General features: G+C 70.1%; 24 protein-coding genes. 9 read left to right on the plus strand and 15 right to left on the minus strand.

The window, feature by feature from the left end; genetic code table 11:
• Position 1 precedes the first annotated feature (1 nt).
• Genes RPQ07_RS13885 through RPQ07_RS13925 form a run of 9 tightly spaced genes read right to left on the minus strand, consistent with a single transcriptional unit; the run spans position 2 to position 9,985 of the window.
• Positions 2-1,507, minus strand: coding sequence for a hypothetical protein (locus tag RPQ07_RS13885; RefSeq protein ID WP_313944450.1), 1,506 nt, complete (start codon positions 1,505-1,507; stop codon positions 2-4).
• Positions 1,508-1,512: 5 nt separating this feature from the next.
• Positions 1,513-1,758, minus strand: a complete 246-nt coding sequence (locus RPQ07_RS13890) for a ferredoxin (RefSeq protein WP_313944451.1) — start codon at positions 1,756-1,758, stop codon at positions 1,513-1,515.
• Positions 1,755-3,128 (minus strand): phenylacetate--CoA ligase family protein, encoded by a 1,374-nt coding sequence (locus RPQ07_RS13895; RefSeq protein WP_313944452.1) that lies wholly within the window; start codon positions 3,126-3,128, stop codon positions 1,755-1,757. Before RPQ07_RS13895 ends, RPQ07_RS13890 begins: the two co-directional genes overlap by 4 nt.
• Complete coding sequence (locus RPQ07_RS13900; RefSeq protein WP_313944453.1) at positions 3,125-4,096, minus strand: BtrH N-terminal domain-containing protein; 972 nt, start codon at positions 4,094-4,096, stop codon at positions 3,125-3,127. The genes RPQ07_RS13895 and RPQ07_RS13900 overlap by 4 nt, the downstream gene beginning before the upstream one ends.
• Positions 4,093-4,773, minus strand: coding sequence for a hypothetical protein (locus RPQ07_RS13905; RefSeq protein WP_313944454.1), 681 nt, complete (start codon positions 4,771-4,773; stop codon positions 4,093-4,095). Before RPQ07_RS13905 ends, RPQ07_RS13900 begins: the two co-directional genes overlap by 4 nt.
• Positions 4,770-5,456, minus strand: coding sequence for a class I SAM-dependent methyltransferase (locus RPQ07_RS13910; RefSeq protein ID WP_313944455.1), 687 nt, complete (start codon positions 5,454-5,456; stop codon positions 4,770-4,772). Before RPQ07_RS13910 ends, RPQ07_RS13905 begins: the two co-directional genes overlap by 4 nt.
• Positions 5,434-7,575 (minus strand): molybdopterin-dependent oxidoreductase, encoded by a 2,142-nt coding sequence (locus RPQ07_RS13915; protein ID WP_313944456.1) that lies wholly within the window; start codon positions 7,573-7,575, stop codon positions 5,434-5,436. Before RPQ07_RS13915 ends, RPQ07_RS13910 begins: the two co-directional genes overlap by 23 nt.
• Positions 7,572-8,609, minus strand: coding sequence for a BtrH N-terminal domain-containing protein (locus tag RPQ07_RS13920; protein WP_313944457.1), 1,038 nt, complete (start codon positions 8,607-8,609; stop codon positions 7,572-7,574). Before RPQ07_RS13920 ends, RPQ07_RS13915 begins: the two co-directional genes overlap by 4 nt.
• Positions 8,610-8,635: 26 nt before the next feature.
• Positions 8,636-9,985, minus strand: a complete 1,350-nt coding sequence (locus tag RPQ07_RS13925; RefSeq protein WP_313944458.1) for a TrpB-like pyridoxal phosphate-dependent enzyme — start codon at positions 9,983-9,985, stop codon at positions 8,636-8,638.
• 1,263 nt (positions 9,986-11,248) lie between these two features.
• Between RPQ07_RS13925 and RPQ07_RS13930 the strand changes: the two genes are divergently transcribed.
• Positions 11,249-14,455 (plus strand): tetratricopeptide repeat protein, encoded by a 3,207-nt coding sequence (locus RPQ07_RS13930; RefSeq protein ID WP_313944459.1) that lies wholly within the window; start codon positions 11,249-11,251, stop codon positions 14,453-14,455.
• A 241-nt stretch (positions 14,456-14,696) separates the two neighbouring features.
• Here the strand turns inward: RPQ07_RS13930 and RPQ07_RS13935 are convergent, their stop codons facing one another.
• The gene (locus RPQ07_RS13935; RefSeq protein WP_313944460.1) at positions 14,697-14,945 is read right to left on the minus strand and encodes a hypothetical protein; all 249 of its coding nucleotides are present in this window, start codon (positions 14,943-14,945) and stop codon (positions 14,697-14,699) included.
• On the minus strand, positions 14,938-15,819 hold the full coding sequence (mca, locus tag RPQ07_RS13940; protein WP_313944461.1) for a mycothiol conjugate amidase Mca: 882 nt from the start codon (positions 15,817-15,819) through the stop codon (positions 14,938-14,940). The genes RPQ07_RS13935 and mca overlap by 8 nt, the downstream gene beginning before the upstream one ends.
• A 97-nt stretch (positions 15,820-15,916) precedes the next feature.
• Here mca and RPQ07_RS13945 point away from each other — a divergent pair, with 97 nt between their 5' ends.
• Together RPQ07_RS13945 and greA are read left to right on the plus strand one after the other, a co-directional pair.
• Positions 15,917-16,318 (plus strand): DUF4307 domain-containing protein, encoded by a 402-nt coding sequence (locus RPQ07_RS13945; RefSeq protein ID WP_313944462.1) that lies wholly within the window; start codon positions 15,917-15,919, stop codon positions 16,316-16,318.
• Between the two features lie 186 nt (positions 16,319-16,504).
• Complete coding sequence (greA, locus tag RPQ07_RS13950) at positions 16,505-17,002, plus strand: transcription elongation factor GreA (RefSeq protein ID WP_313944463.1); 498 nt, start codon at positions 16,505-16,507, stop codon at positions 17,000-17,002.
• Between the two features lie 96 nt (positions 17,003-17,098).
• Here greA and RPQ07_RS13955 read toward each other — a convergent pair whose 3' ends face one another.
• The 3 genes from RPQ07_RS13955 to ilvA all read right to left on the minus strand — a co-directional run bounded on the left by RPQ07_RS13955 (position 17,099) and on the right by ilvA (position 20,458).
• Positions 17,099-17,956: an ABC transporter permease gene (locus RPQ07_RS13955; RefSeq protein WP_313944464.1), complete on the minus strand. Its 858-nt coding sequence runs from the start codon at positions 17,954-17,956 to the stop codon at positions 17,099-17,101.
• The gene (locus RPQ07_RS13960; RefSeq protein WP_313944465.1) at positions 17,953-18,972 is read right to left on the minus strand and encodes an ATP-binding cassette domain-containing protein; all 1,020 of its coding nucleotides are present in this window, start codon (positions 18,970-18,972) and stop codon (positions 17,953-17,955) included. Before RPQ07_RS13960 ends, RPQ07_RS13955 begins: the two co-directional genes overlap by 4 nt.
• A gap of 256 nt (positions 18,973-19,228) precedes the next feature.
• On the minus strand, positions 19,229-20,458 hold the full coding sequence (gene ilvA / locus RPQ07_RS13965) for a threonine ammonia-lyase (RefSeq protein WP_313944466.1): 1,230 nt from the start codon (positions 20,456-20,458) through the stop codon (positions 19,229-19,231).
• A gap of 145 nt (positions 20,459-20,603) precedes the next feature.
• On the opposite strand from ilvA, the gene RPQ07_RS13970 reads away from it, so the two are divergent.
• The 4 genes from RPQ07_RS13970 to RPQ07_RS13985 all read left to right on the plus strand — a co-directional run bounded on the left by RPQ07_RS13970 (position 20,604) and on the right by RPQ07_RS13985 (position 22,160).
• A complete protein-coding gene (locus tag RPQ07_RS13970) occupies positions 20,604-21,116 on the plus strand; it encodes a MarR family transcriptional regulator (protein ID WP_313944467.1) in 513 nt (170 codons plus the stop codon).
• Between the two features lie 32 nt (positions 21,117-21,148).
• Positions 21,149-21,622 (plus strand): sigma factor-like helix-turn-helix DNA-binding protein, encoded by a 474-nt coding sequence (locus tag RPQ07_RS13975; RefSeq protein ID WP_313944468.1) that lies wholly within the window; start codon positions 21,149-21,151, stop codon positions 21,620-21,622.
• Complete coding sequence (locus RPQ07_RS13980; protein ID WP_313944469.1) at positions 21,619-21,870, plus strand: hypothetical protein; 252 nt, start codon at positions 21,619-21,621, stop codon at positions 21,868-21,870. Before RPQ07_RS13975 ends, RPQ07_RS13980 begins: the two co-directional genes overlap by 4 nt.
• 98 nt (positions 21,871-21,968) lie before the next feature.
• Positions 21,969-22,160: a DUF1059 domain-containing protein gene (locus tag RPQ07_RS13985; RefSeq protein ID WP_313944470.1), complete on the plus strand. Its 192-nt coding sequence runs from the start codon at positions 21,969-21,971 to the stop codon at positions 22,158-22,160.
• Positions 22,161-22,377: 217 nt separating this feature from the next.
• Here the strand turns inward: RPQ07_RS13985 and RPQ07_RS13990 are convergent, their stop codons facing one another.
• On the minus strand, positions 22,378-23,532 hold the full coding sequence (locus RPQ07_RS13990; RefSeq protein ID WP_313944471.1) for a cystathionine gamma-synthase: 1,155 nt from the start codon (positions 23,530-23,532) through the stop codon (positions 22,378-22,380).
• 71 nt (positions 23,533-23,603) lie between these two features.
• Here RPQ07_RS13990 and RPQ07_RS13995 point away from each other — a divergent pair, with 71 nt between their 5' ends.
• Entirely contained in the window at positions 23,604-24,707 is a 1,104-nt protein-coding gene (locus RPQ07_RS13995; RefSeq protein WP_313944472.1) for a hypothetical protein, read from the plus strand.
• A 26-nt stretch (positions 24,708-24,733) separates the two neighbouring features.
• Entirely contained in the window at positions 24,734-24,886 is a 153-nt protein-coding gene (locus RPQ07_RS14000; protein WP_313944473.1) for a hypothetical protein, read from the plus strand.
• Positions 24,887-24,919 lie beyond the last annotated feature (33 nt).

A 24,919-nucleotide genomic window follows, 5' to 3' on the forward strand; every position in this document is an offset into this window, starting at 1 on the left:
CCTACGGCCTTCGCTCGGCTGCGCCCAGGTGGAACTGCTGGTAGCCCTGCTCCTGGACCTCGGGGAAGTAGTCCCGGGTCGCCTCACCGACGACGCGCATCAGCTCCGCGTCCACCGACGTGGGATCGGTGAGGAGTGCGGTGAGCGGGGAGCAGTCGACGACGCTGGTCAACTTCATGCCGCGCGCCTGGTGCAGGGCGTTCAGCGAGGGCTGCGCGTTGGCGGCGTCACGCATCTTGTAGACCGCCTGGGGTCCGTCGGAGACGCCGATCATCGATTTGGTGCCGCCGCTTCCCAGGCAGTTCCGTGGCATGTGCAGATGCTCGTGACGCCATTCCTGGTACGTGTGGTGAAGGCGGAACGCCTGATGCAGGACCTGATGACACAGCCAGGCCTCGGAATCCCGGTGCCGGTCGGCGTCGATGGCCCGGATCGTGCCTTCGAGGGAACCCTCGCCGACCGGGCCGAGCCACTTCGAGACGTCGTTCCAGAAGTGCTTGAAGAGGTCCTTGAACATGTGCTGCTTGATCGCCAGCGAATGGGTGCCGCTGGCCGGACCGAGGTTCTTCCGGAAGCCGTGGTACTCGCCGGTGGCCAGCAGCTCCGCCATGACCCGCTGCGCCTCGACCATGGGACCCAGGACCGCGTTGCAGACCGCCAGATGCGAGGCGGCGCGGCTGAGCGAGCGCGACCGCACATCGCGTACCGCGAGCTCCAGGTGGTCGTTCGACTCCGCGGTCAGGATCTCCGGGACCTGATGCAGCGCGACGAACTCACCGTGCATGGTGCTGGGGTCGAGTTCGGTCCAGGTGACGGCGTCGGCGAGCAGCCCCGTGCCCAGGAGCTTGTTCAGGTCCCCTTCGAGCGGCAGTGGCACGCCGGAGAGGTCGCTCTCCCACTTGGTGGCGTCGTGGCTGCAGATCCGGACTCCGTGAAGGAGCCGGTACAGGTCGTCGTCGATGCTCCGGGTCGCGATGGTGGCCCGCACCGTGAGCGGGTCGCTGACCAGCAGCGAGCACCGGACCTCGTCGTCGAAGGCCCGCAGTTCGTCGATGTAGGCCTGACATCCGGCGGTCTCGGCGATGTCCACCGTACGCAGCCCGGGACGGGGAGTTGTCCCGCAGAGGCTCTGCACCTCCTGGCTGACCCTGCCGAGGCCACGCAGGAGCCGGTGGAAGCCCATGCTCCACTGGATGAGGCGGGAGGCGGTGGCGAAGTCGCGGGCCTGGACCGCCTTGCGGCTCCGGTCGGTCAGGCGGGACAGATTGAGCAGGCACACCTCGGCCGCCTGGAACACGGCGCGGACGGTGGACTCGTACGAGCCGGGTTCGGCGGGGCAGGACTCCCTCGCTGCCGCGAGCAGGTCGATGCGGTGGAGGTGGTCGTAGCTGGGCGCGATGGGCCCCAGCTCATTCCTGGGCGGGCCGGATTCGGGGCAGGCGTCCGGTGGCTCGGCTCTCACACCGGCCCTGGGCACCGGACACGCTTGCGACTCCCGTGTAGTCATCGCGCTCACTCCTCGGTGGAGATTCGCAGATAGCGGATCGAGTTGCTGGGACACGACTCGTAGGCGTCGAGGACGCATTCGAGTTCGGCCTCGTCCTCGGGCTGCTTGCAGACGTAATGGATCTCGTTCTCGTCGTCGCTCTCGAAGTTGTCCGGGGCCAGGTCGCGGCAGAGGTGACAGTCGATGCACGTGTCGTCGATGTGGAACCGGCCGTCCAGCGGAAGGCGGCCGGGAGGCGCTGTGTCCGTCATGACCCTCGCTCCTCCGTCGCGCGCAGGAAGTTCCGCATGGTCGGCTTGGCGGAGGTGCGGAGCGCGTGCTCGAAGGCCGGAACGTCCAGGACGCCGACTCTGGTGGTGGCTCCGAACCGTCGGGCAGCCTCCGCCGCGATCGCGTCCCGGGTTCGCTCATCGGCGGCGCTGCCGGGCGGCAACGCGACGTCCAGCACGGACCCGTCGACATCGAACGCGAAGAAGTACGGCGGCCGGCTCATGGCCCCCAGAACGACGTCCTCGATCTCCAGCTGCGAGGCCCAGCCATGACCCACCGCGATCCGGTCCCCCAGCCGGCCCCGGTGTCGCAGACGGCGCAGCGGTGAGCCGCAGGGGCACGGCGCCGCCTCGATCTGGCAGGTGTCGCCGGTGCGGTAGCGCAGCAGGGGCATCGCCCGGCTGGCGAGAGTCGTCACGGCGAGTTCGCCGGTCTCACCGTCGGGGAGGAGCTGCCCGGAGCGGGGGTCGACGATCTCGAAGTACGTGCGCGTCTCGACGAGGTGAAGGTCCTGCCGGGCGCAGAACATGGCGAGCGTATTGGTCTCGGTCATGCCGAACATCGAGTAGGTGGCGGCGCCCCACTGCTCGGCGAGACGCGCCTTCTTGGCCGGCGAGGCGCCTTCGCCGGCCATCAGGAGCTTGTCGACGGCGAGGTCCCGGCCGGGGTCGATTCCGGAGCGCCGCGCCACCTCGCCCAGCAGGAGGGCGCGGGTGCCCGAGCAGATCAGTGCCGTGGCCCCGGAGCGTCGCAGGGCGTGCACCATACGCTCCGGTGAGCACGACGGGGACGCCGCGCCGAGCGGAACGATCGTGCATCCGAGGAGTTCCAGCGCACGGTCCAGGTCCTGACCGACGCCGGCGAGCTCGTAGGGGACGGCGATCGCGACCACATCGGTGCTGTCGAGAACCGCCGAGAGGAGGTGGGCCACGACGAGGTTGTTCTCGACCCAGTCGTCGGCGGAGAAGAAGGCGGCGATGGACTGGCCGTTGCCCGTGCCGGAGCTTTCGTCGAACCGGGTCACCTCACGCCGGGGGACCGCCAGCATGCCCAGGGGGTAGGCGTCGGCGAGTTCCTGCCGCGTGGTGAAGGGCACCGACTGGAACGCCGCGGGGTCCTTGGCCACCGCGTCCGCCAGCGACCTGGGGACGCGGCCGGCGTAGAAGGCGGAGTGCTCGGCGGCGTGCGCCACGGTCTCGGCGAGCGCGGCCGATGCCCACCGGCCGAGCTCCTCGCGGTCCAGGGACGCCACGTGCGCGACCTTGCGTGCCACACGGCGGCGCGACGCGATCACGCCGCGCAGCCGCTCTTCCGTCCGCGTCGTCCTCCGGGTCGTCGGTGAGGTCGTCACGGCATGACCGCCAGCTTCGACATGGCGTCATGTTCGGCCCGGCCCAAGTCCTCCAGGATGACGGCCACTTCCTCGGCGGCCTTGCGCATCGCGGCCGGTTCGGACTCATCACGCAGCAGATGCGCGATACGGGTCCACCGGGTCGAGAGTTCCCGATAGGTGCCGGCCACGGACGCGTAGGCCGGTTCGCCGGTCAGCTCGGCCGCCTCGTCGAGGAAGTCGGCCCACAGGGTGCGGAAGAAGCCACCGCCGGTGCCGCCGTCCTCGATGCTGTGAGCCAGGAAGCCGAACGCGGCCGCCGGTTCGTCGAGCGCGTCGCACCAGCCGCGCATCGCCTTGGCGGCCTTCTGGAACCCCTTGTGTCCCATGTTGGTGATGGGAGGGTTGAGGAAGTCGTCCGCGGTCGCCGCGATGGCTTCACGGCATGCGCCGGCCAGGGCGCGCGGGTCGAAATCGGATGTGCCGAGACGGAACGACAGGCTGCGCGAGCTCATCGGTCCCTTCGCCGCCCGGGCCTGGGCGAGGCCGGCCCTGCTGGTGCTCTGGACGCCCAGCCCGGCGGTCTCGACGACGGTGTAGGTCTCGGGCGTGTAGCCGACGCACGCCAGGTAGTGGGCCGCGAAGTGGAAACTGTCGTGGGCGTAGTCGAGATGGAAGCGGTCCAGCTTGAGGCCGACGACCTCCCCGGCGTCCAGGGCGGCGATGAGCTCACGTTCGGCCTTGGCCTGGGAGGTGGTCTCGCTCTCGAACAGCTCGACACCGAGGGCGGCGGTGGCGTTCCGGATGAGGTGGTCCGGCTTGACGCGGCCTCCGAGGAACGGGGCCGGCATCTGCTTGGAATGCCAGTACAGGAAGGAGATGCCGCGTCCGAGGCCGAAGAGCAGCGGTTCGCTGAGGTCGATGCCGCGGTTGAGCAGCATGTTGGCCAGGGTGGACGACTCGCAGTGCTCGCCGGACTTCCAGTTCATCGCGCCTCCCCCGGGGCTGCGCCGCTCTCCTTCTTCGCGGCGTCGTAGACGACTTCCAGCACGGTCCGGGTGGTGTTGTTGCGCAGGTGCCCGTAAGTGTGGCCGACCTCGTCGGCTTCGGTGTAGGCGATCGTCTCGAGGTGCTCGATGTCGCGTTCCAGACCGTCGAGGACCGCTCGGACATCGTCGGCGGCCGCCACCTCCAGGGCGACATGCGACATCAGGCGCCGGCGTTCCGAGACGGGCTTGCTGAGCCAGGGGCCGAAGTGCCGGCAGGTGAACGTCTCGATGACACGGCCGTCGGGCAGGGACAGCGAGAGCCACCAGCCGGGTGTTCCGTACTGCCGGGGCGAGATGTAGGAGGGGCCCATCTCGACGCCGGAGAGCTCGCCGGCGCGCTGGAGGCCCTCCAGATACGCGTGCCAGCGGAACACCTCGTCGTCGGAGGCATAGTCGCCGAGATAGACACCGATGTGGTTGACGCCCGCGAACCGTGCGGCGACGTCCTCCGGCGCCTGCCCGCACCAGGACCGCAGGTACGAAGCGCAGTCGACCTCGTTCCAGGCCGCGGACTCGTCGAGCAGTTCCCGCCATACGACCGGGAACTCGGTGTCGGAGGGGAATGTGCCTGCTTCACCTCGGTGGGCGGACGGATGGCTGCCTGTGGCTGCGGTCATGATTCCTTCTCCTTCCGTCCCGCGATCACCAACCCCATCTGCACCGCCGTCACGCTGTCGGCGTGGATTCCGGCTTGCTTCAGCAGATCGGCGGCCTCGGAGACCGTGTACGCGGACTGGACTGACGTACGGAAGCCGGGACGCATGTCGACGGCGATGTTCGCCTTCATGAACTGGAAGGTGGTCCGGTCGATGTCCCGGCGCAGATCGGAGATGCAGAACGCGCCACCGGGGCGCACGAGGCGGTGGATCTCGCGCAGTGCGGTGACCGGGTCGGCCCACTCGTGCAGTGACGCCGCGCTGAAGGCGTGGTCGAAGGATGCGTCCGGGAACGGCAGTTCCAGGACGTTGCCGATGGTGTAGTCGGTGCGGTGCGACACCGCGTAGGCGCGGGCGTTGCCGCGCGCCCTGTCGAGCATGGCCGGGGAGATGTCGACGCCGACCAGGGTGCAGTCGCCCGCGGCCTGGGTGAGCCATTCGAGACCGAGCAGGCCGGGCCCGCAGCCGGCCTCCAGGACGCGCCCGGAGTCGATGCCGGCTTCCAGGACGCTGTCGACCTTCTCCTGCAGCCATCCGCGGTCCCGGATATGACGCTGCATGTCGTCGTACTTGAGCGCCAGCTCGTCGCCCTGCAGACCTACTTCGGTCTCATGGACCCGTTCAGTGCGTCGAATGGGCGCCATGCGCGCCACCTCCCCCTTCGGCTTCTGCGTCTGCCTCTGCGTTCGCCTCTGCCGTCACGACCGGTCGCAGCCCGACGGGTACACCGCGCAGCGTCGAGCTGCCCATGTACGGGTCGCGGCGCCCGCTGTCCGTGATCCGGTTGACCGACGATCGGGTGGCCGCGTGGATGTCCTCCTCGCCCGGGTACCACCACCCGGCATCGGCGACGATCACGTCCGGGGCCACCGTGTCGGACACCTTGACCGTCATCACCACGCCCGCCCCTTCCGGGTCCCGGTAGATCTCCACCTGGTCCCCGTCGGCGACCGCCAGACCCGCGGCGGAACGGGGGTGGATCGTCACCTGCGGTTCCCGGTAGCGGCGGGACGTGGTGGGAAGTTGCCGGAACTCGGTATTGAAGAACTGGAGGTTGTGGGCGCTGGTCATGACGAATGGCAGCTCCCGCGTGGTGGAGGCCGGCGGCCGGAAGACCGGGACGGCGTCGTAGCCCATGGCTTCGAGGCCCCGATGGGCCAGCTCCACCCGCCCCGAGCGGGTACGGAAACCGTCTGTCGCGTACGTGCGGTACCGCCGGGTGTTGGGGAGGTGACCGATCTTCCTGAACTGCTGCCACGTCAGATCGATGCCGCTCAACTTGGCGTCCAGGGCGTCCTCGAGGCTGGGGTAGAAGTGGTGCCCGAGGCCGAGTCGCCGCGCCAGGTCGAGGATCATCTCCTCGTCGGACCTGGCGCCCTCCACGGTCACCACCCGCTGCCGTGCCGCGATGTAGGAGTTGAACTCCACGATCTGGTCGCGCTCCAGCCAGGAGGAGGCCGGCAGGACGATGTCGGCCAGCCTCGCGGTGGGCGTCAGGAACATGTCCGCGACGGCGAAGAAGTCCAGCTTGGTGAGCGCGGCCTCGGTGGCCGTCGCGTTCTCGTGCGAGACCAGCGGGTTGGAGCCGAAGACCACCATCGAGCTGATGCGGTACGGGCTGTCGCTCAGGATCGCTTCCTGGAGGTCGGCCGGGGCCACCCAGCCGGACATGGAGAGCACCTTGTGGGCGGTGCCGCCGATGCGTTTGGCCGCCTGCTCCTCGGAGAGCAGGTCGGTCCTGGGGAAGCCCCGACGGCCCTCGATGGGCATGGGGTCCCAGATGACGTCCCCGCCGGGAGCGTCGAGATTGCCGGAGAGTGCCGAGAGGATGGCGATCGCCCGGTGGGTGTCGAAGGCGTTGTCGGACTGCGAGACACCCGTACCGGCCTCGACGCACGCGCGGGACGCCCGGGCATACATCCTGGCCGCCGTCTCGATGAGGTCCGGTTCGAGACCGGTGATACCGGCCACCGTCGCGAGGTCGTACGCGCGGACGTGACGCTCCAGTTCCTCGAAGCCGGAGGTGTGACGCGCGACGAACTGTTCGTCGTACCAGTCATGGGCAATCAGCAGATGGAGGAGGCCGAGCGCGAGCGCGGCGTCGGTACCCGGCCTCAGTTGCAGATGGAGGTCGGCCCGCTCGGCGGTGCGGGTGCGGCGGGGATCGACGACGATCAGCCGGCTGCCCCGTTCGAGGGCGCCGAGAAGGTCGACTCCGATGACACCGTCGGAGTGCGTGTTGACCTTGTTGCTGCCCCACAGCAGGACCACCTCCGGGTCCCCGTGGTAGTCGCAGAACGTGAAGCCTCCGTAGGTGAGGATCGACGCCATGACGCGCGGGTAGAAGCACACATGGGCCGGCCCCACGACGTTGGGAGTGCCGATGGCGTTCGCGAGCCGGAAGACCCACTCCTGGTAGTTGCGGTCGGTGCCCTGGCCGAAGACCACCGACTCGGAGCCGAACCGCTCCATGCTTCGGCGGAGGTTGCGGGCCACCTCGTCGAGCGCCTCGTCCCAGCTGATCGGCTTGAAGGAGCCGCTCCCGCGAGGTCCGGTTCTGGCCAGGGGGGTCCGAAGGCGGTCCGGGCTGCTGACGAGGTCCAGGGAGGCCTTGCCCTTGATGCAGAAGTAGCCGCGGCTGGTCGGGTTCTCCGGATCGCCGGAGATGCCGGTCGGCACCCCGTCGGTGAGCTCCACGAGCGCGCCGCACCCTCCGTGGCACATGCGGCACACGGACTTCACCGTGGTGGTTTCACCACTCATGTCACCCGCTCCGCCCCGACCCGGTCCCGGGCCAGCTCCGCGAGTTCCCCGAAGGCGGCTTCCTCGGCGTCCGCGATGCCGTGGAGCTGCGCTGCGGCGTCCTTGAGGTGCGCGGAGCGGCTCGACGCCTCGGGGTAGCCGGTCAGGTGATCGATGAGCCCCGTCCAGGCCGAGACGATCGCCTCGAAGCGTGTGAGGCTCGGCAGCAGCTCCGCGTCACCGGTCATGGCCTGGGCCTCGGCGAGGAACTCGCCGTACAGGCCCCGGAAGTTGGTGCCACCGGTGCCCGCGAACCGCCAGAACCTGGCGATCTCGGGGATCACCACGTCGCTGCGGGACAGCTGCTGCCAGCCGGGTAACTCCTCGGCCGCCCGGCGCAGGGCGAGGATCCCCCGGTCGTCACCCCGACCGCGATCCAGACAACGGCCGGCGGCGCCGAGGACGGCCGGCCACACCTGGGGGGCGAGCGCTGCCGCTCCGCCCGGCAGCGGGCCGGGGCTGTCGTCGAGGTGCCAGTGGAGACGGGGGGACGGCATGAAGCCTTCGTCGGAGGCCCGTGCCCGGGTGAAAGACTCCAGCGGCAGCTGCTGGGCGCCGCCCTGTTGTGAGGTGTCGGCCACGTACGCCGTCGAGTCGTCGAGCCCGTGCAGCGCGATGCAGTGGGCCGAGAAGTGTGCCTGTGAGGCGAAGTAGTCCAGGTGGAAGATGTCGACCGTGACGCCCACGACGCTGCCCGCCGACAACGCCGCGACGGCTCGCGCGTGAGCGCCGGCGTCGTCGGCATCCTGCGTGGTCACCAGGGTCAGGCCCATGGCCGCGCACGCGTCCGCGGCGATGCGTCCCGGCTCGACGCGGCCCGTGAGCATCGGGGGAATCCCCGTGTGCGGAGGTGGCGGGAAGAACTGGGTGTCGATCCCCCGGCCCAGGCCGAAGACCAGGGCTTCCGAGACGTCGATGCCGGCGTACCGCAGCATGTTGTTGAGCATGGTCGTCTCGCAGTGCACGCCCGGCACCGGCCGGAAGCCCTCGAGCATCGCTCCTCGCGGCCGGGCATCCGCGCTCATCGCACGCCCCCCAGCAGCACCTCGCCGTAGCTCTGGAGATCGAGCAGTCCCGAACCGCTGGCGAGCACCACCAGCACCGGGTCCGTGTCGGTCTCCTTGGCACGTGTCGCCACCTCGATCGCCGCCGCGACCGCGTGCGTGGACTCGGGGGCCAGCAGGAATCCCTCGGTCCGAAGGACCAGGCGCCCCGCCTCCAGGGCGCGCTTCTCCTCGATCGCCACCGCGTCGAGCAGGCCCTCGTGACGCAGCAGGCTGACCGTGCTGGAACTGTGGTGGTTGCGCAGCCCGGCGGTGTGCACCGGCGGCGGAACGAAGTCGGGACCCATGGAGTAGCCGAGGACCTCGGGGGTGAGTCCGGCGAGATCGGACCGGCCGTACTGGTAGCGGCCGGCGGTCAGTCGCGGCGCCGCCGTGGATTCCGCGGCCAGCAGGCGCAGATCACGACCCTGCCCGCGGGCCTGCTTCAGGAAGGGGCCGACGAGACCGCACAGATTGCTGCCGCCACCGGAGCAGGCGATGAGATGGTCGCCGCGGCCGGGGACTCCGATCGGCTCCTCCAGCGCGGCCAGCTGCGCCTGGACCTCGAGCCCGAGGAGGGTCTGGTGCAGATACACATGCGGCACCCCGCTCCCCGACAGGTAGGCGGCCCCGGGCCCGAAGTCGAGTGCGAACTGGATGGCGTCGCTGATGGCCGTCCCCAGGCTCCCCGGATGTCCGGGGTTCCGGGCGAGCAGCTGCTGACCGAACTTCGTGTCCGGGGACGGGGACGCGTGAACCGTGGTCCCCAGGAGCTCCATGTAGTGGCGCCGATAGGGCTTCTGGGCCAACGAGCACCGGACCATGAAGACTTCGGAGTCGAGGCCGAGCAGGGAGGCCGCGAGCGCCACGCTCATCCCCCACTGCCCCGCGCCCGTCTCGCTGATCAGGGTCGTGCGACCCTCTTCGGCCGCGTAGTACGCCTGCGCCACCGCGGAGTTGAGTTTGAAGCTGCCCGTCGGGAGGACGTCCTCCCGCTTGAGGTAGATGCGGGCACCGGTGCCGAGTGCGGACTCCAGCGCCCTGGCCCGATGGAGCGGCGTGGGGCGGCCGATGTGCCGTAACCAGTCGGCGACCGGCTCGGGTATGGGAACCCACTGGTCGGCCGGTCGGTCCTGGGCCAGCAGCGCCGCCGGCCTCACCCGCTGCGCGACCTCGGCCGCCGACGGTGTGAGCTCGTCCTTGACGGGCGGTAACGCTGCGGGGAGATCAGGCAGGAAGTGGTACCAGTGAGTGGGAAGTGGAATGGAGGTGGCTGCCGACTGAGCGCTGCATTCCGCATCGATACGCACCTGTGCATTGCTCGACATGTGCCCCCCGTGTGCCCATCCCTGGAATGCAGAGCACGATTACAGAGCACTTTGGCCGGAGTCAAGAGGATGGCAGAAAACCGCTTCCCGCACGCCGGACGAAGTTGTTGAGTGCTCAATCGATATGGCGATTCCGCGCACCACACCGGAATGCCGGATTCTGTCGATCACACACAATCGATCATTGTGCAATTCGATCATTCCGGTGTCGCGACCGGCGTGCCGAAGATCTCCGCGGCGGGGGCGACGGAGGATCTTCCGGGGGCCGCCGTCGCCTTCCGGCGGCTACGCAGACGTGGCTCCCGGCCCTGTGGATCGGCAGGTTGGTGCCCTTGGGGCGCCAGCGGTCCGGGTGAACTCATGAGGCCGGCCCGTCCCTCCGCCGTGACGGTCCCCCGTTTCGCCGACGGGCCGTTCCACTCGTGATCACACGGAACGGAGCGGAAGCGAAGGGCCTGCGAACGGTCACCCAAGGCGCACCCGAGGAATTCTTCGGCGCAGCCGTCGACGGCCGTCGCGAAATGGATTCGGCCGTCGGCTATTTCATGCAGAAAATGCCGCGGGGGAATTCCTCCGCGGGTTTCGACGGTGGAGTCCCGGCCCATCGAATGCGTCAGGGCGCGCCGATGACCACAGGCACCGGAAATATGTCGCGACGCCTTCTGGACAGGCGGCTTCCCTTCATTGCGCCGCCGCAGTGGAGGACTGCCCTCCGCACACGGGCGGACACGGAGGCGGCACTCGGACGCCCACTCGGCAGGGGCCGCCATCTGCCCTTCGAGCCGAGCGTCCGTGATCGTGTCGCCGACGGTTCGGGTCCGCCAGGGACGCGCCGCTTCACATCGGTCGCGGTCCACATGCGCGTTGGCGATACCGGAGAAAATCCTCTGACTGTTCGTCATATTCCAAAATCCGGCGGCCCGTTCCCCACAATGCCGGACACGCACGATCGGACGGCGCCGACAGGACCACGGGACACCGGGTTCCCGGCCGGCCGCTCGTACGCATACGCACCGGTACTCCGCGCGAATGTTCCGAGGGAGGCGAGCCGCGACTGCCGACGGCCGAACCCGCCGGGCATCACGCCCACTGCCCCCGTCCCCCAGGGCACCGCATGCGGCAGCGGGCCACTCATGGACGGGACGGTTCGGCGAACTCCCGTCCTGTGAGCGGCGAATGATCGACGGACTCCCTCGCGCTGACGCCCCGTACGCACGACACTTGACCCGGAACGGAACCGGAGCACTCGGAGGGGGATCCACTATGCGGGACAGCCATCGGGCGGAAGCCGAGCGGCTGTTGGTGCGCGCCGTCGAGGAAGAGGTGCGACGGGCGGGCGGGCGTGCGGATGCGCAGGTGCTGCTGGCGCGCGGGCGGGCGGGACTCGATGCGATGGCGTCGAGCGCCGGCGAGGAGTACGCGGCGTACGAGCAGGCGCTCGCCGAGACGGAGGCGGTGCAGCAGCCGCTGTCCGCGCGGTTCAGCCGGCGTACCGTCTCGACTCCCGCGCTGGTGACGGCCGTTGCCGCCGCCGCCGCCGTCGGGGCGGATGTCGCGCTCGGGACCGCCACCGGTACCGCGCTGGGTGCCGGAGTGGTGGTGGCCGTGGCCGGTGCGGCGACCACCGTCGCCAAGGTCACCGCGTCGCACTGGCCGGCCGCGCACCGCAGAGCGGGAGCCCTCGGACAGCCGGGCGGCGCCGAGCAGTTGCGGCTCCAGTGGCTGACCGCGCTGGAGGTCCGGGGCATCCGGCCGTTCCTGGACCAGCAGCGGATGCTCACCTCCACCACACGTCCGGCGAAGAAGACGACGGCCGCCCCGCAGTTGCGGGGCGGTGACCGCAGTGCGGCCGCTCGACGGCGTTCGGTGCTGGAGCAGTCCTTCGGTCATCTGCCGGAACCGGAAGGTCCGTTCGCGGGCCGGCAGCAGCAGATGACGCAGATCGCCCAGTGGGTCCACGCGGCCCGTGCCTCGACGGAGACCCGGCCGACGGTCGTGGTGCTGCACGGTGACGCGGGTTCGGGGCGCACCACGCTCGCGGTGCGGGCGTCGCAGCAGCTCAAGGACCAGTTCCGGGGCGCATGCGTGGTCGACCTGCGCGGCGAGAGCACCCACCCGCTGTCCACCAGGGACGCGCTGCTGCATCTGCTGAACCGGCTGGGCGCTCCGCGCGAGCAGTTGCTGTTCCGTGAGCGGTCCTCCGCGGAACAGCAGGTGCGGCGGCTGAGCGAGCTGTACCACCAGCATCTGACGGGTCTGCCGGTGACGGTGGTGCTGGACGACGCCCGCGACGCGGCGCAGGTGCGGACGCTGGTGCCCGAGCGTTCCGACAGTCTCGTGCTGGTGACGGCGCGGACGCCGCTGGAGCTGCCCGAGGACATTCCGGCGTGGGTGCACCATCTGCCGGTGGACGCGCTGGACGAGGCGGGCGCCGAGGAGCTGCTGCGGGCGTCGGCCTCGGAACAGCCGACCGGCCCCTACGACGTCCAGTCGGCCGACGAGGTACGGGAGTTGTGCGGGGGCCTGCCGCTGGCGCTGCGTGTCGCGGGCTCCTCGCTCGGTGCACGTACCGCACAGCAGCTGGCCGCCGATCTGCGGGCCTATGGTCCCGTGGATCCCGTCGAGCGGGCCCTGTGGCTGCGCTACACCGATCTGCCGGAGCAGGCGCGGCGGCTGGCGCGGCGGCTGGCGCTCGCCGGGCGGGCCTCGCTGGGGGCGGCGGCCGCGGCGGCTCTGCTGGCGACGGACGAGCAGGAGTCGCAGCGGCTGCTGTCGGACCTCGCCCAGGCGGGGTTCATCGATCATGTACGGGCCGGCCGCTACCGGCTGCACGACGTCGTCCGTTCCTTCGCCCGGGCCCGGCTGCTCGACGAGGAGGAGGCCGCGGAACGGTCGGCCGCCCAGGAGCGGCTGATTCAGAACTACGCGGATCTGGCCGGGGCCGTGATCCGCATGGTGGACGGCAAGATGTCCACGCGCGCGGGCCAGTTCGGCGCACACGGCTTCACCTCGCTGGACGCGGCGCTGCGCTGGCTGGACGACGAGTCGAGCTTCATCACCTCGGCGCTGCGGTACGCGGAGGGGGTGAACCAGCAGACCGTGCTCAATCTGCTGGGCGCGCTGTGCGACTACTGCCTGCTGCGCGGCGATCTGTACCGGCTGGGCGAGATCAGCGAGCTGTCGCAGGCGGTGGACCAGGGGCTGCTGGAGCGTTCCGTACGGTGGCGCACCGGTATCGCGGCCCGTCAGCTGGGCGAGCTGGACAAGGCGCGCACCACGCTGTCGTCGGTGGTGGGGCTGTACCGCGAGGCGCACAACGACTCCGGTACGGCGCTCGCGCTCTGCTCGCTCGGCATCACGCTGCACCACCAGGGCAATCTCACCGAGGCGGCGGCGAAGCTGCACGAGGCGATCGAGCTTCAGGCCTCCGACGAGCAGGCCGAGGACCGGGCGTGGTCGCTGCACGCGCTGGCGGCCGTGGAGCGTGACCGGGCCGATCTGGCCCAGGCGCTCACCCTGCTGGCCACCGCGCTGACCCTGCACCGTGAGGGCGAGTCGCTGCACGGCGAGGCCTGGACGCACTTCCAGCTGGGCCAGGTCTGTCTGCGGATGGGCGACGTACCGCGGGCGGAGTCCGAGCTGCGCGAGGCGCTCGATCTGTACGGGCGCACGCACGACGAGCGGGGCGAGGCGTGGGCGCTGACCCAGCTGGCGCGGGCGCGGCTGGTCGACGGCGATCCGGCGCCGGCGGTGGACCAGCTGCGGCAGGCGCTGTCGCGCCACCGCGAGCAGGAGGACGCGCGCGGTGAGGCGTGGACGCTGTACTACCTCGGCCAGGCGCTGGAGGAGCGCGGCGACCGCGACCAGGCGGTACGGGAGCTGGAGCGGGCCCGCACGATGTTCTCGCGGATGCGCGACGTGTACGGCCTGGCCTGCGCGCGCCACCACTCGGGACGGGTCACGCGCGACCAGCGCGCGGCCCAGACCGGCAATCTGCGCAACTCCGGCTTCGCCCGCCAGCTCCTGGTGGACGCGCGCGCCGACTTCCGCCGGATCGGGGTGGCCCACGGCGAGGCCTGGACCTGTCTGGAGCTGGCGCTGATCGACGCGGGCAACAACCGCGCGGCGCAGGCGCTCGGGCTGTGCGACGAGGCGGTCGATCTGTTCGTCTCGTACCAGGACGACCGCGGCGCCGACTGGGCACGCTTCCTGCGCTGCACCCTGCTGCCGTACGCCTCACCGGGCGGCATCGAGGTCGGCACGGTGGTGGCCCAGGAGGAACTGGCCCGCCTGACGGAGAAGTCGCACGCCTCACGCGACGGAAAGCTGGAGGACTGCGCGGAGGCGCTCACGGTGATGCTCCAGCGGGGCGTGCGCCTGGAGGACGGCTGGCAGGCGTGGCACCTGGGGATGGTCCCGAACCGCCATGCGCGGGAGGTCATGGGCGTCCCGGTGGTCTCCGCGCGGTAGCCCGGGGACGCCGGGCGTTCCGCCGCCGGGCATGCCGCTGATGCGGCCGGCCCGGCGGCGGTGCGTACGGCGGTGGTGCGTGCCCGCGGCGCGAACGCCCTCCGGCGGGGCTAGGCCCTGTCCGGGCGATCTTGTCGGGCCTGTGACGACAGCTACGGCACTCCCCCGTAGCCCTTCGGGCACGGGAGGTGCCCCCCACGCTGTGTTGTCCCAGTCGCCCGAGTACGCCCGGTACGAGGACCTAGGCCGAGGCGGGACCCGTCTTGCTGCCGGCTTCCTTCGACTCGGCCCCCGGGTCGGGCGCCTCCTCGAAGTCCACCCGGCCCATGTGCCGGTTCATCGACTTCATCAGGAACCACACGCCCACGGCCAGGGCCGCGAAGACGAGGAAGCCGAGGACTCCGGGCGTGACCTTGTTGTCGTCGACCTCCTTCGCGAGGGGGACGAGATGCGTCAGGGCGAGGTTTGCGCTTGCGCTCATATCAGGCATTGTCCCGGATGCCCGCGAAGAGGTCGTCCTCGGGGAGGGAGGTGTCGACGAGAGACGTCGCGAGCTCGTACTCCTCCGTCGGCCAGACCTCCTTCTGGAGCTCCAGCGGAACGCGGAACCAGCCGCCGTCGGGGTCGATCTGCGTGCGGTGCGCGAGCAGCGCCTTGTCGCGGATCTCGAAGAACTCGGCGCACGGCACGTGGGTGGTGAGCGTGCGCTCCACGCGCTCGAACTCCTTCCAGCGCTCCAGCCACTCGCCGTAGGGGGACTCGATCCCCCGGGCCAGCAGGGCCTCGTGCAGGGCGACCGTACGGGGACGGTTGAAGCCCTGGTTGTAGTAGAGCTTCTGCGGCTGGTAGACGGGCCCGAACTCCGACTCCGGGTAGCGCTCGGCGTCCGCCGCGCCCTCGAAGGCCACCATCGTGATCTTGTGGGTCATGATGTGGTCGGGGTGCGGGTAGCCGCCGTTCTCGTCGTAGGTGGTGATGACCTGCGGACGGAAGGTGCGGATCGACTTCACCAGCCGGCCGGCGGCCTTCTCCACGTCCTCCAGGGCGAAGCAGCCCTGCGGCAGCGGGGGCAGCGGGTCCCCCTCGGGCAGGCCCGAGTCGACGAAGCCGAGCCATTCCTGGCCGACGCCGAGGATCTCGCGGGCCTCGTCCATCTCCTTTCTGCGTACCTCGTGAATGTTCTCCTCGATGTACGCGTCCCCCTGGAGCTTGGGGTTGAGGATGGAGCCGCGTTCGCCTCCTGTGCAGGTCACGACCAGCACGTCCACCCCCTCGGACACATACTTGGCCATCGTGGCCGCGCCCTTGCTCGACTCGTCGTCGGGGTGGGCGTGAACGGCCATCAGTCGCAGCTGCTCAGTCAAGACTCGATCCTCAATGATTTGTCGCGTCGGGCAACTCTTATAGTGACCGAATCGGGGGACGGAAAATTCCGGTGCCCCCTGCCCGAGAGGAATGACCATGGCCGCCGTGCGCGAACAGCTTCCCGAGGGCCGCTACGGCCGCTCGGCGGACGAGCGCGCGGACCGCAGGCTCAAGCTGGTCGGCGCGGTGCTGGGGGCGGCCCTGCTCGGGGTGATCGGCTGGTTCGGCTACGACTACGTCGCCGGGCAGAGGATCAGCGCCGAGGTGATCAAGTTCTCGGTGATCTCGGACTCCGCGGTCCAGGTGCATCTGGAGGTGCGCAAGGACGCGGACGCCGCCGGCAGCTGCACCCTGCGCTCGCGCTCCGAGGACGGAGCCGAGGTGGGTAGGCTGGATGTGCCGGTGGAGAGCGGCGGGAAGCGGATCGACCAGGTCGCCGAGATCCGGACGACGGCCCGGGCCACCAGCGCGGAACTGGTGCAGTGCACCGCCCGCTGACGCGGACGAATCACCTGGATGATCACGGCGGGTCACTGCGCTGACCTGCGTTGACGTACTTCTGATGGCTTTCGTCCTCCCCCTGCGGCCACGAAATTGTTAGGCTCGTGGTTTCGCCCATCCATGGAGGCACATCCTTCTGGGTAGGGCGATGCTTTGTATTCCCAGTACCTACGAGGAGCACCTGTGACCCAGACCAGCGAAAACGTCACCTGGCTCACCCAGGAGGCGTACAACCAGCTCAAGGCCGAGCTGGAGTACCTGTCTGGTCCCGCGCGCACGGAGATCGCCAAGAAGATCGAGGCGGCGCGTGAGGAGGGCGACCTGCGGGAGAACGGCGGGTACCACGCGGCCAAGGAGGAGCAGGGCAAGCAGGAGCTCCGTGTGCGCCAGCTGACCCAGCTCCTGGACAATGCGAAGGTCGGCGAGGCCCCCGCGGACAACGGTGTGGTCGAGCCCGGCATGGTCGTGAAGATCGCCTTCGATGGCGACGAGGACGACACCCTGACGTTCCTGATGGCGTCCCGCGAGTACGCGAGCACGGACATCGAGACGTACTCCCCGCAGTCCCCGCTCGGCGCCGGAGTGAACGGCAAGAAGGTCGGTGACGACGCCGAGTACGAGCTGCCCAACGGCAAGAAGGCTTCGGTGAGGATCCTCGAGGCCAAGCCGTACACCGGCTGAGCCGGACGGCGAACGCCGAAGGGGCCGGACCGCGTGATGCGGTCCGGCCCCTTCGCCGTGTGCGGGTGCCTGTTCCCGTGCCCTGCGGGCGCCGGGTCAGGCGGTGGCCGAGCGGTACTTGCGCACCGCCAGCGTCCGGAAGAACACGATGATCAGGACGGACCAGATCAACGAGGCCCAGACCGGGTGCTGCATCGGCCAGGCGTCGGGCGCGACATAGCCCTCCGGCAGATTGCCGAACAGCTCGCGTGACGCCTGCACGGTCGCGCTGAACGGATTCCACTCGGCGATGTACCGCAGGAAGGTGGGCATGTTGTCAGACGGTACGAAGGCGTTCGAGATGAACGTCAGCGGGAAGAGCCAGATCAGCCCGCCGGAGGTGGCCGCCTCGGGTGTCCGCACGGACAGGCCGATCAGCGCGCCGATCCAGGAGAAGGCGTAGCCGAGGAGCAGCAGCAGACCGAAGCCGGCCAGTACCTTGCCCAGGTTCTCGTGGGTCCGCCAGCCGACCAGGAGGGCGACGAGCGCGAGCACGACGAGGGTGAGCGCGGTCTGGACGAGGTCGGCCAGCGTACGGCCGGTGAGGACCGCGCCGCGTGCCATCGGCAGCGAGCGGAACCGGTCGATGAGGCCCTTGTGCATGTCGTCGGCGATGCCCGCTCCGGCGCCCGCGGTGGCGAAGGTGACGGTCTGCGCGAAGATGCCCGCCATCAGGAACTCGCGGTAGGCGGCGGGCGAGGTGCTGCCGTCCACCGAGATCGAGCCGCCGAAGACGTAGCTGAAGAGCACGACGAACATGATGGGCTGGATCAGCCCGAAGATGATCATCTCCGGGATGCGCAGCATCCGGATCAGATTGCGCTTGGCGACGACGAGCGAGTCGTTGACCGACTGCACGATCCCGCCGCGGGGACGGGGCGCCGCGATCTTGACGGCGTCCGCTGTGGTGGTCACTTCGCGCTCTCCTTCCGGGACTTCTTGCCCTTGGCGTCCTTGGGTTGCGCGGCCTCGCCGTTCTCCTCGTCCTCGATCTCGGCGTGATGGCCGGTGAGGGAGATGAACACGTCGTCCAGGGTGGGCCGGCGCAGACCGATGTCGTCGATCTCCACGCCCCGGGTGTCCAGTTCGCGGATGACCTCGGCCAGCAGCTTCGCGCCGCCGGTGACGGGGACGATCAGCTTGCGGGTGTGCTCGACGACGGCGACGTCACCCTTGCCGAAGCCCCGCAGGACCTCCTGGGCGGGCGGGATCTGGTCGGGCTCGTGGACCACGACCTCGACACGCTCGCCGCCCGTCTGGGCCTTGAGCTGGTCGGCGGTGCCGCGGGCGATGACCTTGCCGTGGTCGATGACGCAGATGTCGTCGGCCAGGTGGTCGGCCTCTTCCAGGTACTGCGTGGTGAGCAGCAGTGTCGTACCGCCCTTGACCAGTTCCTGGATGACCTCCCACAGCTGCATGCGGTTGCGGGGGTCGAGTCCGGTGGTGGGCTCGTCCATGAACATCACGGGCGGGGAGACGACCAGGGCGGCGGCCAGGTCGAGGCGGCGGCGCATACCGCCGGAGTAGGTCTTGGCGGGACGGTCGGCGGCGTCCGCGAGGTTGAAGCGGTCGAGCAGCTCGACCGCCCGGCTCTTCGCGTCGCGCGAGCTCATCTGGTAGAGCTGGCCGACCATCTGGAGGTTCTCACGGCCGGTCAGATACTCGTCGACCGCGGCGAACTGGCCGGAGAGACCGATGCACCGGCGGACTTCGTTCGGGTTCTTCAGGACGTCGATACCGGCGACGACGGCCTTGCCGCTGTCGGGCTGGAGCAGGGTGGTCAGTACGCGCACGGCGGTGGTCTTGCCGGCTCCGTTGGGGCCGAGAAGTCCGAGGACCGTGCCTTCGGGGACGTCGAGATCGACGCCGTCCAGAGCCCTTACGTCGCCGAAGGTCTTCACCAGACCTTCGGCGTAAATGGCGCCTGGCATGAGGGATCTCCCAAGGTGGCAGGTGGGTGGGTCGCTACGGGGCAGAAAGCAGGCGGGTGCGAGATCTGTGCGTGGCGGGAACACGTCAGGGCCTCACGTTAACGCGATACATCGCGTCACTCAAGATGTATCGCGATAGTCGTGACGTCACGGCCGCGGTGACAGCGGCGGCCGTCGGCGACAGCCGCGACGGTCGTACGCATTCGTGGCCGTCGTGGCCGTCGTGGCAGGAAGCCCGCGTGACGGTCCGGTGCGCTCAGCTCAGGACGGTGTATCCCGCCCCGCGCAGCGCCGCGGTGACCTCGTCGCAGTGCTCCGGGCCCTTCGTCTCCAGCTGCAGCTCCACCTCCACCTCCGTGAGCCCGAGTCGCGGATCGGTCCTGACGTGACTCACGTCGAGGACGTTAGCGTCGAGCACTGACAACGACCCGAGAAGTGCCGCAAGAGCTCCCGGGCGGTCCGTCAGCCGCACCCGCAGCGACAGATAACGGCCGGCCGCCGCCATACCGTGCCGCAGAATGCGCTGCATCAGCAGCGGATCCACATTGCCGCCCGACAGCAGGGCGACGACCGGTCCCTTGAACGCCCGCGGCTCGCTCATCAGCGCCGCGACCGGGCTCGCCCCGGCGGGCTCGACGACGAGCTTCGCCCGCTCCAGGCAGAGCAGCAGCGCGCTGGAGAGCGCGTCCTCGGAAACCGTACGGACCTCGTCGAGAAGATCGCCAATGATTTTGAAGGGGACCTCGCCGGGGCAGCCCACCTTGATCCCGTCGGCCATGGTGGAGGGGGCGTCGATGGCGACGGGGCGCCCCTGGGCGAGCGAGGGCGGATACGCGGCCGCCCCCTCCGCCTGCACCCCCACCAGCCGGACATCGGGACGGACCGCCTTCACCGCGACCGCGATGCCGGCGGCCAGACCACCGCCGCCCACACCGACGACGATCGTGCGCACCTCCGGGCACTGCTCCAGGATCTCCAGACCCACCGTGCCCTGCCCCGCGATGATGTCGGGATGGTCGAAGGGGTGGATGAAGACCGCACCCGTCTCCTGTGCGTACTGCTGCGCGGCCTCCATGGTCTCGTCGACGACCTGACCGTGCATCCGCACCTCGGCGCCGTACTCCCGCGTCGCCGCGACCTTCGGCAGCGGAGCGCCGACCGGCATGAACACGGTCGAGTGCACTCCGAGCAGCGTCGAGGCGAGCGCCACGCCCTGCGCGTGGTTGCCCGCGGACGCGGCGACGACACCCGCGGCCCGCTCCTCCGGCCGCAGCCCCGCGATCCGTACGTACGCGCCGCGCAGCTTGAACGAACCCGTCCGCTGGAGGTTCTCGCACTTGAGGTGGACCGGCGCCCCCACCAGCTGCGACAGGTACCTGCTGCCCTCCAGGGCGGTGACCCTCGCGACGCCGGACAGCATCTTCTGCGCCCCGCGGACGTCGTCGAGGATGACGGGGCGCAAGGAGTCAGACGTACCGAAGCTCATGACGCCAAGTCTCGCAGCTCAACCGGTCCCCGGCAGAGCCGATCAAGCGTTCCTCATGGGATTGTGCAGGCCTGGTACGCACCGCGTGTGGGCCGCGTACTCTGTCCCCCACCAACCGACCACCGCACGAGAGAGCCCCCTAGCCATGCCCACCTCTCAGGACATGACGACTCATCTCGACCCCGGCCTCCTCGATGCTCTCCAGCACCAGGTCGCCGTCTTCGCACGCCGCGCGGAACAGACCCGGCTCGGCGGGGTCGGCCAGGTCCGCAACTCCATGGACCGCGCCGCCTATCTGCTGCTCAACCGGCTCGACCGGGAAGGCCCGATGGGCGTCAAGGCCCTCGCCGCGGGGATGGGCATCGACTCGTCGACCGTCACGCGCCAGGTCGCCCCGCTCGTCGACACCGGTCTCGTCAAGCGCACCTCCCACCCCGAGGACGGCCGTGCCGTCGTGCTCCAGCTCTCCCCGCGCGGTCAGGCCCGGCTGGAAGAGGTCCGCTCCTCGCGGCGCGAGCTCATGGCGCAGGTGACGGACGGCTGGACCGAGACCGAGCGCGAATCCTTCTGCACTCTGCTCACCCGGTTCAACACCGCTCTCTCCGCCCGCCAGGCCGGACTTCCTCCCGTGGACACGGAGACGCCGCCGACCTCTTGACCCGGGCCGCGGATCTGCCCCTATATGAGGACGTGAGTGAGCGGCGGTCGGCACTGGAGAGCCGCCGCGCCCGGGAGTTCCAGGCGTTCGTCGCGGGCGCGGCCGGCCGGTTGCTGCATGCCGCCACCCTGCTCACCGCCGAGCCCGCACCGCGCAATCCGCAGGCGCAGCAGCTGCTGACCTCCGCACTGGCCCACACCTACGCGGAATGGGACCGGCTGCGCGGCGAGGACCCGTACGACCGCACCCGGCAGGAACTCGCCACCCGCTTCGCCCGCACCGCCTGGCGCCACCACCGGGTGCGGGGCGGCGTACTGGACCGTCTCACGCCGCAGGAGCGGCTGATCCTGGTGCTGCGCCTGTACGAGGGGGTGGCCGAGGAGCAGACCGCGGCGCTGATCGGACTCCCGGTCGAACGCGTCCGCGCCATCTGCGCCCGTGCCGTGGCGACCATGCGCAGCACACCGCCCGCACCGCCGCGCGCCCCGGCGGAGGCGGTGTCATGAGCGGCGCGGACCGCAAGGAGGACGAGGTCCGCCGCATGCTGGAGGCCCAGCACCCGGTGGTGCCCGCGGACCTGGCGGAGCGTGCCGCCGTGCACGGCGGCCGGCTGCTGCGGCGACACCGTGCGGTCCGCCGGCTGACCTGGCTGCTTCTGGTGGCGGCGGCGGTCGCGTTCGCGGTGTGGGCGTCGGTCACCGAGCCGTGGGTGGCTCCCCCGTCGGACATGACGCCCCCGCTCGAAGGCTGGTAGCGCCGGCGTACGGGACGGTGCGTGCATCGACGGGTTCGCCCGGTACATGCGGAACTATCCTGGAATGAGCAGTGCACCGACGCCGCGAGGAGGCCGTCATGACCAGGAAAGTCGCCGACTGCCGCAAGATGCCGAGCGAGTCGGGATGCAGTCTCACCATTTCCGGTGAGGAAGAGGAAGTCGTACGGGCCGCGAGCGAACACGCGGTCTCCGTGCACGGGCACGACGACACCCCGGAGCTGCGGGACGGGATCCGCGGGTCGCTGGAGGACGAGAAGGTCCCCGCGTAGTCGCGTAGTCGCGTAGAAAACGGTCGTCGCGTGGGTCACGGCCGTCGCGTGGGTCACGGTCGTCGCGTGGGCCGCGCGTGGACCCCGGCGTCAGAACGCGGCCGCCGCCGCGGCACGGACCGGGCAGCGAACACGAGCCGGCGCCCGGCCGGGCCCGGAATGACCCCACCGGGCGCCGGCCGATGCGCGTAGCGCCCTGCATGACCAGGGCGTATTCCTAGCCGAGCGCCTGCTGAAGGTCCGCGATCAGGTCGTCCGCCGACTCGATCCCCACCGACGCCCGCACCAGGTCCGCCGGGACCTCCAGCGCGGAGCCCGCCACCGACGCGTGCGTCATACGGCCCGGGTGCTCGATCAAGGACTCGACACCGCCGAGGGACTCCCCGAGCGTGAACAGCTTCGTACGGTTGCAGACCTCGACGGCCGCCTCTTCGCCGCCCTGGACGCGGAACGAGACCATGCCGCCGAAGGACTTCATCTGCTTGGCCGCGATCTCGTGGCCCGGGTGCTCCGGCAGCCCCGGGTAGAGGACCTCGGTGACCTTCGGGTGGCGGGTCAGCATCTCGACCACCCGGCCCGCGTTCTCGCTGTGCCGGTCCATCCGGACCGGGAGGGTCTTGATGCCGCGCAGCACCAGCCACGCGTCGAACGGGCCCGCGACGGCACCCATCGCGTTCTGGTGGTACGCCAGCTCCTCGCCGACCGACGCGTCCGCCGCGATCAGCGCACCGCCCACGACGTCCGAGTGGCCGCCCATGTACTTGGTCAGCGAGTGCACGACGATGTCGGCACCGAGCGAGATCGGCTGCTGGAGATACGGGCTGGCGAAGGTGTTGTCCACGACCAGCTTGACGTTCGAGCTGCGCGCGACCTCCGCCACCGCGGCGATGTCGGTGATGCCGAGCAGCGGGTTCGACGGCGTCTCGACCCAGATCAGCTTCGTGTTCTCGGTGACCGCCGCGCGGACCGCGGCCGCGTCGGAGGTGTCGGCGACCGACCAGGAGACGCCCCACCGCGAGACGACCTTCGCGAACAGCCGGAAGGTGCCGCCGTAGGCGTCGTTCGGAATGACCACGTGGTCACCCGGCTCCAGCAGCGCGCGCAGCAGGCAGTCCTCGGCCGCGAGTCCGGACGCGAAGGCGAGACCACGGCGGCCGCCCTCCAGCGCCGCGAGGTTCTCCTCCAACGCCGTACGCGTCGGGTTGGCACTGCGGCTGTACTCGTAGCCGCCGCGGAGTCCGCCCACACCGTCCTGCTTGTAGGTGGACACCTGATAGATCGGCGGGACGACCGCGCCGGTCAGCGGATCGGCGGTGTTTCCCGCGTGAATGGCGAGGGTCTCGAGGCTGTGGAAGCTGTGCTGGTCGCTCATGAGGCCCGAGCGTAGTCCTGTGAAGGGGCAGCGCGTGGTTCGCCCCGAACGTCGTCCGGGACAATGGACCCATGGAGATTCTCTGGTTCCTGATCGCGGTGGGCCTGCTGGTCGCGGTGATCGGTCCGTTCGTCAGGCGCCGCCGTGTCGGTATCCACCAGGTGGCGCCCGGTTCGCCCGACGCCGCCGACCCCGACACCTACGGATTCGTGCGCCAGGAGGAGCTGGACATCCGCCTCCCCGGACCCGACCAGGACCTTCTCGACGTGCTCGATGTCGTCCAGGCGACCCAGGACTGGCGGGCCGCCGCGCAGCTGCTCGCCGGCACCCCCAAGGAGGGCGAGGTCCGCTGGCAGCGCGTGCAGGCCTTCGCCGGCGCCGCCTCGCTGGAGCTCCAGCAGAAGCCGGGCGTCGGCGGGGCGTGGCTGCGCGCCTGGCGTTCGGAGTCACCGAAGGACGCGGGCGCGGCGCAGGTGCACGCGGAGTTCCTGGTCCAGCAGGCCTGGCGGTCGTCGAGCGCGGGGACGGACGAGTTCCGGATCATCCTGGAGGAGGCCCGTTCGGTCTGCGGCGACGCGGCCCTGCTCGCGCCGGGCGACCCCGTCCCGTACATCACGGAACTGGCCGTCGCCCGCGGGCTGAACTACACGCACGAGCAGTTCGACCAGGTGTGGCTGAAGGTCATCGACCGGGCGCCGCAGCACATGGGCGCGCATCTGGCGGCGCTGCACTACTGGTGCGAGAAGTGGCACGGCAGCCGCGAGGAGGCCGACCACTTCGCGACGACGGCCGCGGCCCGCGCACCCCAGGGTTCGCTGCTGGCCGCGCTGCCGCTGTTCGCGGTCTTCGAGCACATCCCGGAGGTGGTCCTGGTGCAGGACTTCCACCGGACCGCGGTGGTCAGCAAGGCGGTCGAGGGCGCGCTCTTCGCGGTCCACGCGGCCCGCCCGGACGACCCGATGCTGGCGCACGTACGCCATCTGCTGGTGCTCTTCCTCGTACGGTCCGAGCGGTGGGCCGAGGCGATGAACCAACTGGTGCGGGTGGACGGCCACGTGGGCGCGGTCCCGTGGACGCTGAGCGGCGACCCGGCGGCGGAGTACACGGTGTACCGGAACCTGGCGGTGGCGGGCTACGAGTCGAACGGAGGGAGTCCGGCGACGCTGCTGCGCTGAGCCGGCTGCGGTGATCCACTGACGCCGTGTGGGCGCAGACCGTCGCCCGCGACCCCTCCCATTTCGTGGCACACCGCAGCGCGCTGCGGTACTGGTGCAAGAAGTGGCACGGCTCGCGCGAGCCGGCCTTCTCCTTCGCCGAACGGGCTGCTGACGCAGCCTGTTCGGGAATCTGCTGACGTCCCTGTGGCTCACCGCCTGGTGGGAGCACA

Source organism: Streptomyces sp. AM8-1-1 (assembly GCF_032229325.1).
In the GTDB taxonomy this organism is placed as follows: domain Bacteria; phylum Actinomycetota; class Actinomycetes; order Streptomycetales; family Streptomycetaceae; genus Streptomyces; species Streptomyces achmelvichensis.